This window comes from Streptomyces sp. SLBN-8D4 (genome assembly GCF_049739545.1).
In the GTDB taxonomy this organism is placed as follows: Bacteria; Actinomycetota; Actinomycetes; order Streptomycetales; family Streptomycetaceae; genus Streptomyces; species Streptomyces canus_C.
On sequence record NZ_JBMGQC010000001.1, the window covers coordinates 7,368,687 to 7,381,577 of the forward strand.

A 12,891-nucleotide genomic window follows, 5' to 3' on the forward strand; every position below is an offset into this window, starting at 1 on the left:
CGCATGACGGAACCCGACGGCACCCGACGCGGAAGCGACGGCACCTGAGGCCCTGTCATGCGCCGCTCACCGCTCAGACGACAGCCCCGGGCCCCGCACCGCGTCCCGCCGCTCGCCCGGCTGCGTGTCGGCCGGAAGCTGCTGCTGCTGGTACTGCTGCCGGTCACCGGACTCCTGGCCTTCACCGCCTTCAGTTCCGTGGCCCAGTGGCGGGAGGCGCGGACCCTGCGCGACTTCCACACCGGCACCGGAGTGTCGTTCGCCGCGACCGAGGTCACCGACGCCGTCGCACGCGAGCGGCTCGCCGCGGTCAAGGCCCGGCTGTGCCCGGGGCCCGGCGCACCGGCGGAACGGACCGCGGCCGAACGAAGCACCGACCAGGTCCTGAAGCGCGCCATGGCCCGCGCCGCCTCGTGGTCCCGCTCCGACATCACCGGCGACCTCGACGCCCTCGGCCGTCAACTGCGCTCCCTGCGCGACCGGACGGGCACCGGCTCGCTCACCGCCCCCGACATCGCCGAGCAGTACGGCAACGTCGAGGACGCCCTGCTCGACGACGTGACCGCGCTCGAATCCGGCCGCCCCACCCGGGCCTCGGGCCGCGCCGCCGACGCCCACCTCGCGCTGCTGCGGGCCATCGAGGCAGCCGAACGGGAACAGGCCGAGGTCGCCGCCCTGTTCGCCGGTCCCGCCGGCCGCCCCACCGGCGCCGGACGCTGGCCGGCCCTGGAGACGGCCCAGCTCGACGCGTTCCGTGAGAACACCTCGGCCGACCTGCGGACCGCGCTGTACGTCATCCAGTCCCAGGACCCCGGCCGGGCCGTCCGCAGGGTCCGCGACCTGCTGGCCACCGCCCGCCCGGAGAGCGCCCGGTGGCCCTCGTACGAGCGCTGGCTCGCCGACTCCGGCGCCCGCGTCGACGCCCTGCGCGGCGTCCAGGACCGAGCCGCCCGCGCACTCGACACCACGGCAGGCCACGACCGCCGCGAGGCGGAGACACGCGCGGTACGCGGCCTCACCGCTTCCCTCGCCGTGCTCGCCCTCGTCACCTTCCTCGCCCTCGCGCTCAGCCGGTCGATCACCCGACCCCTCGGCGAGGTCTCCGCGGGCGCCCGCGCACTGTCGTACGGCGATCTCTCCTACGACATCCGGTACGCGGGCCGCGACGAACTGGGCGAGGTCGCCGACACCTTCCGCGAACTGCGGGTGACCACCGAGCGGCTGGCCGCCGAGATCCGCGCCATGAACACCGCGATCGACCACAACCGCCTCGAACACCGCGCCGACGAGGCCTCTTTCGAGGGCACCTGGAGCCGGCTGCTCAGAGGGATGAACGACACCATGGCCTCCTTCGCGGCGGCTCAGGGACGGCGTGAGAAGGCCGAGGAGGAACTGGCGGGCATCTTCGACCTCTCGCTCGACCTGCTCTGCATCAGCGGGCTCGACGGCCGTCTCAAGCGGGTCAACCCCGCCTTCGAACGCACCCTGGGCCGTGCGAGCGAGGAACTCCTGGCCAGGCCGTTCATCGAGTTCGTGCACGAGGAGGACCGCACGAGCACCCGGGAGGCCCTCGCGCGGCTGGCCGACGGCGTCGAACTGGCCGGCTTCGAGAACCGCTGCCTGCGCAGCGACGGCACCGAGCTCCGGCTACAGTGGAGCGCCCGGCCGGTCCTTGAGGAGGGGGTCGTCTACGCCACCGCCCGCGACGTCACCGACAGCCGCCGCACCAGCCGGGAACAGGACGCCCTGCGCCGGGTCGCCACCCTGGTGGCCCACGGCGCACCGCCGGCCGAGGTGTTCGCCCTCGTGGCCGAGGAGGTGGGAGACCTGCTGGACACCAGCGCGGCCGTGCTGCGGCAGGAGCCCGACGGCAGCCAGACGCTCCTCGGGTCCGGGCTCGGCCTCCCCGAGGAACTCGAGGAGGCCACGCGTGAGGAACGCCGGGCGGCGGAGCGCGAGGCGATCGACGAGGTCACCCGGACCCGGCGCGCCGCCCACATCGGTCATGCCGCGTGCGCGCCCATCGTCGTCGACGACCGGATGTGGGGCTTCGTCCTCGCGGCCTCGCCCCTGGAGGTGCTGCCCGCAGGCATCGAGTGGCGGCTGGCCGACTTCACCGACCTCGTCGCCACCGCCATCGCCAACGCCGACAGCAGTGCCCAGCTGACCGCTTCACGCGCGCGCGTGGTGGCCCAGGCGGACGCCTCCCGGCGTCGCACCGAGCGCGATCTGCACGACGGGGTCCAGCAGCGACTCGTCGCGGTCCGGCTGGAGCTGCGGCTCGCCGAGATGCTGGTGACCGACCGGTCCTCGGAGCTCGCCGAACAGTTGGCGCACGTCGGCAAGGGCCTCGACGACACCTTCCAGGACCTGCTCCAGGTGGCCAGGGGCATCCACCCGGCCATCCTGTCCAAGGGAGGGCTGGGGCCCGCCCTGCGCTCCCTGGCCCGACTTTCCGCGGTCCCCGTCGAACTCGATCTGAAGCTGTCCGCGGCGCGGCTGCCGGAACGACTGGAGGTGGCCGCCTACTACGTGACGTCCGAGTGCCTCAACAACGCGGCCAAACACGCCCACGCGCGCGTGGTGGAGGTGTCGGCGGAGATCCGCGACGACGTCCTGGAACTGACCGTCCGCGACGACGGCGTCGGGGGCGCGGAGCCGAGGCACGGCACCGGCCTGATCGGGCTCGTCGACCGGGTCGAGGCGATCGGCGGCAGGCTGACCGTCGGTAGCCCGCCCGGGGAGGGCACGACCGTGGACGTGCGGCTGCCACTGGCCGGGCCCTCCCCGGACTTGTGACCGCCCGGAGGCGCACGCAGGGGGGTCCGTCCAGGGTGGGGGAGCCTGAACTTGATGACGTCGCGTACGCTCCGGGCGGTCCGGTCGGACGGAGGGGGGTGTCCGTCCGGCTCTAGTGGCTCTGAGGTCCGCCGTTCAGCGCGCTCCGCAGCCGCTTGGCCCGCACGATGTCCGGGTCCCTGGGGTCCAGGACGTCGGTCGGACCGTACGTCTCCTCCGGGTACTGGCGGGCACGGACCGTTCGACGCTGCCTCACGGTCCGTGTCCGCCGCATGTCCCGCACCCTTCGGTCGTGCGACCTTCCGCCCCTCGCCCGGGACGGCCGGCCGGACTGCATCTGCACTGCTTCGAGCATCGCCCGCGGACGGCCGCACGTCGTCACGGCAGGCCCCCAATTCCGCTTCCGGCTAGCTGTAACCGGGAAGGTGGGGCAGGCTGTGGGAGCGCAGACGGCGGGCGGGGCCGCGGGAGCTCCGACCTCGGGAGGCGCGCCGCGAGGGCCGGGCAGGGGTGGGGACCGGGGTCATGGACTACGCAGCACAACAGCCGGCACGGGCGCGTGTCGTCCTCGCCGACGACGACATCCTGCTCAGGGAGGGGCTCGCCAGTCTGTGCGAGCGGGTCGGATACGAGGTCGCGGGCCAGGCCGGGGACGCGGCCCGGCTCCTGGAGCTGGTCGACGAGGAACGTCCCGAGCTGGCGATCATCGACATAAGGATGCCCCCGGACCACTCGACCGAAGGCCTCAAGGCGGCCCGCACGATCCGTGCACGCCATCCCGACACCGGCATCCTCGTCCTGTCGGCGTTCGTCGAGGTCGAGGAGGCCCTGGAACTGCTGGCGAGCGGCCGCAAGGTGGGCTACCTGCTCAAGAGCCGGGTCACGGTCGTCGACGAGTTCATCGAGGCCCTGGAGCGCATCCACCGGGGTGGCTCGGTGGTCGACCCCTCCCTGGTCCAGGAGCTGTTCTCCGCCCGGCATCGCGACGACCCCCTCGCCCACCTGAGCGCCCGCGAGCGCGAGGTCCTCGCCCTGATGGCCGAGGGCCGCTCCAACGCCGGCATCGGCCGCCGCCTGTGGGTCACCGAGGGCACCGTCGAGAAACACGTCCGCAGCATCCTCGGCAAACTCGGCCTCACCGAGGACACCGAGGACCACCGACGGGTGCTGGCGGTGCTGACGTTCCTGGAGTCCCGGTAGGCCCCCCGCGGTCGGATCCCGCGATCACGCACGCGCGCCGGATGCCGTGACCGGAGCGCCGGCTCGTTCACCGCGGGCTGAGGCGCGCATCACCGGCCGGAAGCCGACGAGCCCACGGCTCTGCGGGCCAGGCACTCGGTGACCTGGACCACGAGTTTCGCGAGGTGGGTCAGCGGGTGCCGGTCGAGCGGAGGTATGTGGGCGAACAGACCCTCACCGGCCTGCCGATGGCACGGCCGACAGCTGCCCCGCGAGCCGGGCGCGAGCGGCGCCGAAGGCTTCGGCCAGGGCGCCCGGCCCACGGGCCGCCTCCTGCTCTCCCGGCTCGCGGATGCGCGGCGCCGGTATGCCACCGGCCAGGAAGTACGCGACCGCATCCATCGGAGGCGGGCCCGCAGACGCTGCCCCGGCAGGCCTGCGCCCCGACGTTGAGGACCCGCCCGGGCCGGACGCACACCCAGGCCACTGACCCCCAACCCGTCCAGCAAGCTCACTCACCGCTCCCGATCCGCCGGACGGACCCCGGTCGTTGTCCACAGGCTCACCGGAGTGTCAGCCCTCGCCAGTAGGGTGTGAGACATGGCCGACCCCTCCAGCTACCGCCCCAAACCAGGGGAGATCCCGGACACACCCGGGGTGTACAGGTTCCGTGACGAGCACCGCCGGGTGATCTACGTCGGAAAGGCGAAAAGCCTTCGTCAGCGCCTGGCGAACTACTTCCAGGACCTGGCGAGCCTGCACCCCCGCACCCGCACCATGGTGACCACGGCCGCGTCCGTGGAGTGGACGGTGGTGTCCACGGAGGTCGAGGCCCTGCAGCTGGAGTACTCCTGGATCAAGGAGTACGACCCCCGGTTCAACGTCAAGTACCGCGACGACAAGAGCTACCCGTACCTCGCGGTGACGATGAACGAGGAGTTCCCGCGCGTGCAGGTGATGCGCGGCCACAAACGCAAGGGAGTGCGGTACTTCGGGCCGTACGGGCACGCGTGGGCGATCCGCGACACCGTCGACCTCCTCCTGCGCGTCTTCCCCGTCCGCACCTGCTCCGCCGGCGTCTTCAAGAACGCCGCCCGCACCGGCCGCCCCTGCCTCCTCGGCTACATCGGCAAGTGCTCGGCGCCCTGCGTCGACCGCGTCTCGGCCGACGAACACCGCGATCTGGCCGAGGAGTTCTGCGACTTCATGGCCGGCCGCACCGGCACCTACATCCGCCGTCTGGAGAAGCAGATGACGGACGCGGCCGAGGAGATGGAGTACGAGCGGGCGGCCCGCCTGCGCGACGACATAGGGGCCCTGAAGAAGGCCATGGAGAAGAGCGCCGTCGTGCTCGCCGACGCGACCGACGCCGACCTGATCGCGGTCGCCGAGGACGAGCTGGAGGCCGCCGTCCAGATCTTCCACGTGCGCGGCGGACGCGTGCGCGGCCAGCGTGGCTGGGTCACCGACAAGGTCGAGGAGATCACCACCGGCGCCCTCGTCGAGCACGCCCTTCAGCAGCTCTACGGCGAGGAGAGGGGCGACTCGGTGCCCAAGGAGGTCCTCGTCCCCGCGCTGCCCGAGCCGGTCGAGCCGGTCCAGGAGTGGCTCGCCGAGCGCCGCGGCTCGGGTGTCTCCCTGCGCATCCCGCAGCGCGGCGACAAGAAGGCCCTCATGGAGACCGTGCAGCGCAACGCCCTCCAGGCGCTCGCCCTGCACAAGACCAAGCGCGCCTCCGACCTGACCACGCGCTCGCGTGCCCTGGAGGAGATCGCCGAGGCCCTCGACCTCGACAGCGCCCCGCTCAGGATCGAGTGCTACGACATCTCCCACCTCCAGGGCGACGACGTGGTCGCGTCCATGGTCGTCTTCGAGGACGGGCTCCAGCGCAAGAGCGAGTACCGCCGCTTCCAGATCAAGGGCTTCGCCGGCCAGGACGACGTCCGGTCCATGCACGAGGTGATCTCCCGCCGGTTCAAGCGGTACCTGGCCGAGAAGGAGAAGACGGGGGAGTGGGTGGACGACGCCTCCCAGGCTGATCTGAAGGACGCCTCCGGCAACGACATCCCGGCCGTCTCCGGGACCGGCCCCCAGGACGCCTCCGAGAACGGCCTCAAGGACGACGACGGCCGCCCCAAGAAGTTCGCCTACCCGCCCCAGCTGGTCGTCGTCGACGGCGGACAGCCCCAGGTGGCCGCCGCCAAGAGGGCTCTGGACGAGCTGGGCATCGACGACATCGCCGTCTGCGGTCTCGCCAAGCGACTGGAGGAGGTCTGGCTGCCGGACGACGAGGACCCGGTCGTGCTACCCCGCACCAGTGAAGGCCTGTACCTTCTCCAGCGGGTCCGTGACGAGGCCCACCGCTTCGCGATCACTTACCAGCGCACCAAGCGTGCCCAGCGTTTCCGGTCGAGCCCGCTCGACGACGTCGCCGGGCTCGGGGACACGCGCAAGCAGGCCCTGCTGAAACATTTCGGGTCCCTGAAGAAACTACGATCCGCCACCATCGACCAGATCTGCGAGGTCCCCGGCATAGGCCGCAAGACGGCCGAGACGATCGCCGTGGCCCTCGCCCAGGCGGCCCCGGCCGCGCCCGCCGTGAACACGGCGACTGGAGAGATCATGGATGAGGAGGAACCCGGCACCACGGGTTCCGGTGGGGACCCCGTGACGGCGGGCGCCCCGGACGAACGACGGGGGCAGGAGACATGAACGTGAACGAGCACGAAGAACGACAGGACCAGAGCGGAGACGACGCACAGGTGGGCACGGGCGCGAGCCTCGACGCGGGCGGAGTCCCGGAGGCGGCCATCCCCGAACTGGTGATCATCTCCGGCATGTCCGGTGCCGGCCGCTCGACCGCCGCGAAGTGCCTGGAGGACCTCGGCTGGTTCGTCGTCGACAACCTCCCGCCCGCGCTGATCCCCACCATGGTGGAGCTCGGCGCCCGCTCGCAGGGCAATGTCGCCCGGATCGCGGTGGTCGTCGACGTCCGAGGCCGGCGCTTCTTCGACAACCTCCGCGAGTCCCTCGCCGACCTGGCGGCCAAGCACGTCACGCGGCGGATCGTCTTCCTGGAGTCCTCCGACGAGGCCCTGGTGCGCCGCTTCGAGTCCGTGCGCCGCCCGCACCCCCTGCAGGGCGACGGCCGTATCGTCGACGGCATCGCCGCCGAGCGCGAGCTGCTGCGCGAGCTGCGCGGCGACGCCGACCTGGTCATCGACACCTCCAGCCTCAACGTCCACGAGCTGCGCGCCAAGATGGACGCCCAGTTCGCCGGCGAGGAGGAGCCCGAGCTCCGCGCCACCGTCATGTCCTTCGGCTTCAAGTACGGCCTCCCGGTCGACGCCGACCTGGTCGCGGACATGCGGTTCCTGCCCAACCCGCACTGGGTCCCGGAACTGCGCCCCTTCACCGGCCTCAACGAGGAGGTGTCGGCGTACATCTTCAACCAGCCCGGTGCCAAGGAGTTCCTCGACCGCTACGCCGAGCTGCTGCGCCTCGTCGCGGCCGGCTACCGCCGTGAGGGCAAGCGGTACGTGACCATCGCGATCGGCTGCACCGGCGGCAAGCACCGCTCGGTGGCGACGTCGGAGAAGCTCGCCGCGCGCCTCGCGGCCGAGGGCGTGGAGACGGTGGTCGTACACCGGGACATGGGACGGGAATGACAGCACGTTCTTCCCGGCTGAGCAGGCTGCGCCGGGCGGTCCCGGAGGGGCGCGTGAGCCGTCCCGTCGAGGCCCGAGGCGCCAAACCGCGCCGCCGCGGTGCCCAGCCCAAGGTGGTCGCGCTCGGCGGCGGCATGGGCCTGTCCGCCTCGCTCGCCGCCCTGCGCCGGATCACCGGCGACCTCACCGCCGTCGTCACCGTGGCCGACGACGGCGGCTCCAGCGGGCGCCTGCGCGACGAACTGGGCGTGCTGCCGCCCGGTGACCTGCGCAAGGCGCTGGCCGCGCTGTGCGGCGACGACGACTGGGGCCAGACCTGGGCCCGGGTCATCCAGCACCGCTTCCAGTCCAAGGGCGACCTGCACGAACACGCGGTCGGCAATCTGCTGATCGTCGCCCTGTGGGAGCAGCTCGGCGACCATGTCCAGGCCCTCGACCTGGTCGGCAGGCTGCTGGGCGCGCACGGGCGCGTGCTGCCCATGTCCGCCGTACCCCTGGAGCTCCAGGCCCTGGTCAAGGGGCACGATCCGGAGCGGCCCGAGGACGTGGACACCGTGCGGGGACAGGCGACCGTGGCCCTGACCCCGGGCGAGGTGCAGTCCGTGCACGTGGTGCCGCACGACCCGCCCGCGGTCCCCGAGGCGGTCGAGGCCGTCCGGGACGCGGACTGGGTGGTCCTCGGCCCCGGCTCCTGGTTCTCCTCGGTCATCCCGCACCTGCTGGTGCCCGAACTCCTGGACGCGCTCACCCAGACGAAGGCGCGCCGGGTACTCTCCCTGAACCTCGCACCGCAGCCGGGAGAAACCGATGGCTTCTCCCCGCAGCGTCATTTGGAGGTTTTGGGACGACACGCCCCTAAACTCGCCCTGGACGTGGTGCTGGCCGACCAGGCCGCCGTGCCCGACCGCGATTCGCTGACCGATGCCGCCAAGCGGTTCGGCGCCGCGGTCGAGCTGGCGCCGGTGGCCCGGCCCGACGGAACCCCGAGGCACGACCCGGAGCTGTTGGCCGCCGCGTACGACCGTATTTTTCGGATGCATGGAAGGATCGGCCCATGGCGATGACGGCAGCGGTGAAGGACGAGATCTCCCGGCTCCCCGTCACCCGGACCTGCTGCAGAAAGGCGGAGGTCTCCGCTGTGCTGCGGTTCGCCGGCGGCCTTCACCTGGTGAGCGGGCGCATTGTGATCGAGGCGGAGCTGGACACCGCGATGGCGGCCCGCAGACTCAAGCGGGACATCCTGGAGATCTTCGGCCACAGCTCCGAACTGATCGTGATGGCACCGGGCGGGCTGCGCCGCGGTTCGCGTTACGTCGTCCGGGTGGTCGCCGGCGGTGACCAGCTGGCCCGCCAGACCGGCCTGGTCGACGGCCGCGGCCGACCGATCCGGGGCCTGCCCCCGCAGGTCGTCTCGGGCGCCACCTGTGACGCCGAGGCCGCCTGGCGCGGGGCCTTTCTGGCACACGGCTCGCTCACCGAGCCCGGCCGCTCCTCCTCCCTGGAGGTGACCTGCCCGGGCCCTGAGGCCGCGCTCGCGCTGGTCGGTGCCGCCCGCCGGCTCTCGATCGCCGCCAAGGCCCGTGAGGTCCGCGGTGTGGACCGCGTGGTCGTCCGGGACGGTGACGCGATCGGTGCGCTGCTCACTCGTCTGGGTGCCCACGAGTCGGTGCTCGCCTGGGAGGAGCGCCGGATGCGCCGCGAGGTGCGGGCCACGGCGAACCGGCTCGCCAACTTCGACGACGCCAACCTGCGCCGCTCCGCGCGCGCGGCCGTCGCCGCAGGAGCGCGGGTCCAGCGAGCCCTGGAGATCCTCGCCGACGACGTGCCCGAGCATCTCGCGGCCGCAGGGCGCCTGCGGATGGACCACAAGCAGGCCTCCCTGGAGGAGTTGGGCGCGCTCGCCGACCCGCCGCTGACCAAGGACGCCGTCGCCGGCCGGATCCGCCGGCTGCTGGCCATGGCCGACAAGCGCGCCTCCGATCTCGGCATTCCGGGCACGGAGTCCAGCATCACGGAGGAGATGGCCGACAACCTGGTCGGCTGACCGTCCCTCAGCACGCCGGTGCCGACGCCCACTTGGGTGTCGGCACCGGCGTTTGCGCATCCGTGAGGCACCCTTGACTGGATCATGAACTGTCATGAGCCTGGCATCTGTTCGCTGCTGTGGCGGACCACCGCAAGGGGGGCTCATGAGACGAAGAGCGAGACCGATCCTCGCTGTTGGCGCACTCCTGCTCGGCGGCGCGGGCCTCGCGCCCGTCGCCCATGCCGCGCAGGGCGCAGCTTCTCCTGATCCGAACGAAGTCAAGGTCTTCCGCGCCGAGGTCACCAGCCGGCAGGTACCCCTGCTGCTGGCGGCCGGGCAGGACGGCCACGAACTGAGCGAGCAGGTGCCCGCGAAGGGCACCGCGACCATCGAGGTCTACCTGACCGACCAGGAGGCCCGAAAGCTCGAGAAGCAGGGCGTCGAACTCACCGAGCACACCCTGACCGCCAAGGCCGAGGCCCGCGTGGACAAGGCGGCCGAGGGCGTGTTCCGGCCGTACAGCGGAAGCGGCGGCCTCCAGGAGGAGATCCTCGCGACCGCCCGGGCCAACCCCGGGCTCACCAAGGTCGTCTCCATCGGCAGGACGGTGAACGGCAAGGACATCCTCGCGCTCAAACTGACCAAGAACGCGAAGAAGTCCAAGGACGGCGCCAAGCCCTCCGTCCTCTACATGTCCAACCAGCACGCGCGCGAGTGGATCACGCCGGAGATGACCAGGCGGCTGCTCCACTACTACGTGGACGGTTACAAGACCGACAAGCGCCTCAAGAAGATCGTCGACTCCACGGAGCTGTGGTTCGTCCTGTCGGCCAACCCCGACGGCTACGACTACACCTTCCAGAACGCCGACAACCGCCTGTGGCGCAAGAACCTGCGCGACAACAACAGCGACGGCACCATAGGCGTCGGCGACGGCGTCGACCTGAACCGCAACTTCTCCTACAAGTGGGGCTACGACAACGAGGGTTCGTCCCCCAACCCCACCAGCGAGACCTACCGCGGCGCGGCCCCGTCCTCGGAGCCCGAGACCAAGGCCCTGGACGCCTTCGAGAAGCGCATCGGCTTCACGTACGGGATCAACTACCACTCCGCCGCCGAGCTGCTCCTCTACGGAGTCGGCTGGCAGGTGGCCACCGACACGCCCGACGACGTCATGTACAAGGCGCTCGCCGGCACCCCGGACAACTCGGCGATCCCCGGCTACCGTCCGCAGGTCTCCTCGGAGCTGTACACCACCAACGGCGAGGCGGACGGCCACGCGTCGAACGTCAACGGGCTGGCGATGTTCACCCCCGAGATGTCGACCTGCCAGACCGCCTCGGGCCTCGACCCGAACGACCAGTGGAACGCGGCCGACTGCCAGTCGGTCTTCAACTTCCCGGACGACGAGAAGCTGATCCAGCAGGAGTTCGAGAAGAACATCCCCTTCGCGCTCTCTGTCGCCGAGTCCGCTGCCAGGCCCGACCAGCCGAAGTCCTCGCTCGGCCTGAAGGCAGCCGACTTCACCCCGAAGACGTTCACCACCTCCTACGCGCGCGGCGCGGACCAGGAGGTCTCCGTCGTCGTACGCAAGGCCCTGCGCGACAAGGAGCTCAAGTACCGCGTCAACGGCGGCCGTACGCAGGACGAGACGCTCAGGGCGTGGAAGGGCGGCGAGACGTACGGCGGTGACGACAACCTCTACTTCGACGAGTACCGGGCCAAGGTCGAGGACGCCGACCCGGGCGACAAGGTCGAGGTCTGGTTCACCGGCCGGCCAAAGAGCGGAAAACCCACCTCCAGCACGCACTTCACCTACACCGTGGCCGAGCGGCCGCGGGCGGACGTGCTCGTGGTCGCCGAGGAGGGCGCGACCGCCACACAGGCGCAGACGTACGTGGACGCGCTGAAGGCGGCCGGACGCAAGGCGATCGTCTGGAACGTCGCCACGCAGGGCGCGCCCGACGCGCTCGGGGTCCTGGACCACTTCAAGTCGGTCGTCCACTACACGGGCGCGACCGTCCCGGGCAACCCCACCCAGCTCCAGCTGCGCGCCTTCCTGAACGAGGGCGGCAAGCTGATCGAGGCGGGCGAGCGGGCCGGCGGCAGCGTCGACCTGGGCGGCGGCACCCTGTCGAACGACTTCAGCCAGTACTACCTGGGCGCCTACACCCGTACGACCCTGCCGGGCGCGACGGCCTTCCAGGGCACCGGCAAGCTCTCCGGGGCCTCCGGAACCCTCGGCGCCGCCCCCGGCAACCCGCTGGACGCGGCCGGGTCCTTCAGCGTCACCTCGGACAACCTGCCCGCGGCGACCTTCCCGCAGTTCGCGAGCGCGGGAGCCGGCACCTACCCCGGCACGCCCAACCCGTACGGACCGTACGAGGGCGCCTCCATGGCGGCCGTCACGCACAGCGACTACGCCTGGAACCGCCTCACCCGCACCATCGACCTCACCCAGGTCACCGCCGCGCAGACACCCACCCTGCGCACCCGGATGCTGTGGGACACCGAGGAGGGCTACGATCACGCCGTCCTGGAGGCGCACACCGCAGGGGCCGAGGACTGGACCACGCTCCCCGAGAAGAACGGCGCCACCAGCACCGTCGTGCCCGCCGAGTGCGAGGCCGGGTTCTTCATCGCGGCCCACCCCGCGCTCAAGCGGTATCTGACCCAGGGCACCGGCGGCTGCACGGCCTCCGGCACCAGCGGCCAGTGGAACAGCCTCACCGGATCGTCGGCGGGCTGGCAGGAGGTCTCCTTCGACCTCTCCGCGTACGCGGGCAAGAAGGTCGAGGTGTCCTTCAGCTACATCACCGACCCCGGTTCCGGCGGGCGCGGTGTGCTCCTCGACAACACCTCAGTCGTCGTCGGCGGCCAGGCCGTGGACACCGAGGGCTTCGAGACCTCGCTCGGCGCGTGGACCGTGCCCGGGCCGCCCGCGGGCAGCCCCGCGGTCGTGACGGACTGGGGGCGCGCCGGAGAGCTGTTCAAGACGTACGGCGCGGTCACCACGGACGACACCGTGCTGCTGGGCTTCGGCCTGGAGCACGTCACCGCGGCGGCCGACCGCACGGCCCTCGTCGGAAAGGCGCTCGCCGCCATCGGTGGGTGAAGCCGACGTGACTCGGTGCAGTCATTCCGGGTGACCGGAGCTTTCGGTCCGGGGCGGTCCGTACCCCTACTGGCGGGTACGGACCGCACTGCCGTGTATGGGGC

At 71.6% G+C, this 12,891-nt stretch carries 8 protein-coding genes; 7 read left to right on the top strand and 1 reads right to left on the bottom strand.

The window, feature by feature from the left end; translation table 11 throughout:
- The first annotated feature begins 57 nt into the window (after nucleotides 1-57).
- Entirely contained in the window at nucleotides 58-2,799 is a 2,742-nt protein-coding gene (locus RKD20_RS33470; RefSeq protein WP_424880964.1) for a nitrate- and nitrite sensing domain-containing protein, read from the top strand.
- 112 nt (nucleotides 2,800-2,911) lie between these two features.
- On the opposite strand, the gene RKD20_RS33475 is transcribed toward RKD20_RS33470, so the two are convergent.
- Nucleotides 2,912-3,055 carry a hypothetical protein gene (locus tag RKD20_RS33475; RefSeq protein ID WP_424880965.1) on the bottom strand — a complete coding sequence of 48 codons (144 nt, stop codon included), beginning with the start codon at nucleotides 3,053-3,055 and terminating at the stop codon, nucleotides 2,912-2,914.
- Nucleotides 3,056-3,324: 269 nt separating this feature from the next.
- Here RKD20_RS33475 and RKD20_RS33480 point away from each other — a divergent pair, with 269 nt between their 5' ends.
- The 6 genes from RKD20_RS33480 (at nucleotide 3,325) to RKD20_RS33505 (ending at nucleotide 12,787) form a co-directional block, all read left to right on the top strand.
- On the top strand, nucleotides 3,325-3,999 hold the full coding sequence (locus RKD20_RS33480) for a response regulator transcription factor (RefSeq protein WP_424880966.1): 675 nt from the start codon (nucleotides 3,325-3,327) through the stop codon (nucleotides 3,997-3,999).
- A gap of 579 nt (nucleotides 4,000-4,578) precedes the next feature.
- On the top strand, nucleotides 4,579-6,690 hold the full coding sequence (gene uvrC, locus RKD20_RS33485; protein WP_424880967.1) for an excinuclease ABC subunit UvrC: 2,112 nt from the start codon (nucleotides 4,579-4,581) through the stop codon (nucleotides 6,688-6,690).
- Entirely contained in the window at nucleotides 6,687-7,646 is a 960-nt protein-coding gene (gene rapZ, locus RKD20_RS33490) for an RNase adapter RapZ (protein WP_424880968.1), read from the top strand. The genes uvrC and rapZ overlap by 4 nt, the downstream gene beginning before the upstream one ends.
- Complete coding sequence (locus tag RKD20_RS33495; protein WP_424880969.1) at nucleotides 7,643-8,710, top strand: gluconeogenesis factor YvcK family protein; 1,068 nt, start codon at nucleotides 7,643-7,645, stop codon at nucleotides 8,708-8,710. The genes rapZ and RKD20_RS33495 overlap by 4 nt, the downstream gene beginning before the upstream one ends.
- Nucleotides 8,701-9,690 (top strand): DNA-binding protein WhiA, encoded by a 990-nt coding sequence (gene whiA / locus RKD20_RS33500; protein ID WP_403390931.1) that lies wholly within the window; start codon nucleotides 8,701-8,703, stop codon nucleotides 9,688-9,690. The genes RKD20_RS33495 and whiA overlap by 10 nt, the downstream gene beginning before the upstream one ends.
- Before the next feature lie 145 nt (nucleotides 9,691-9,835).
- Nucleotides 9,836-12,787, top strand: a complete 2,952-nt coding sequence (locus RKD20_RS33505) for a M14 family zinc carboxypeptidase (protein WP_424880970.1) — start codon at nucleotides 9,836-9,838, stop codon at nucleotides 12,785-12,787.
- Nucleotides 12,788-12,891: the final 104 nt, after the last annotated feature.

What these genes read in the sequence shown, in the direction of transcription:
- RKD20_RS33470 (WP_424880964.1), top strand. Translation starts at nt 58, where the DNA reads ATGCGCCGCTCACCGCTCAGACGACAGCCCCGGGCCCCGCACCGCGTC.
- RKD20_RS33505 (WP_424880970.1), top strand. Translation starts at nt 9,836, where the DNA reads ATGAGACGAAGAGCGAGACCGATCCTCGCTGTTGGCGCACTCCTGCTC.
- RKD20_RS33495 (WP_424880969.1), top strand. Translation starts at nt 7,643, where the DNA reads ATGACAGCACGTTCTTCCCGGCTGAGCAGGCTGCGCCGGGCGGTCCCG.
- whiA (WP_403390931.1), top strand. Translation starts at nt 8,701, where the DNA reads ATGGCGATGACGGCAGCGGTGAAGGACGAGATCTCCCGGCTCCCCGTC.
- rapZ (WP_424880968.1), top strand. Translation starts at nt 6,687, where the DNA reads ATGAACGTGAACGAGCACGAAGAACGACAGGACCAGAGCGGAGACGAC.
- uvrC (WP_424880967.1), top strand. Translation starts at nt 4,579, where the DNA reads ATGGCCGACCCCTCCAGCTACCGCCCCAAACCAGGGGAGATCCCGGAC.
- RKD20_RS33480 (WP_424880966.1), top strand. Translation starts at nt 3,325, where the DNA reads ATGGACTACGCAGCACAACAGCCGGCACGGGCGCGTGTCGTCCTCGCC.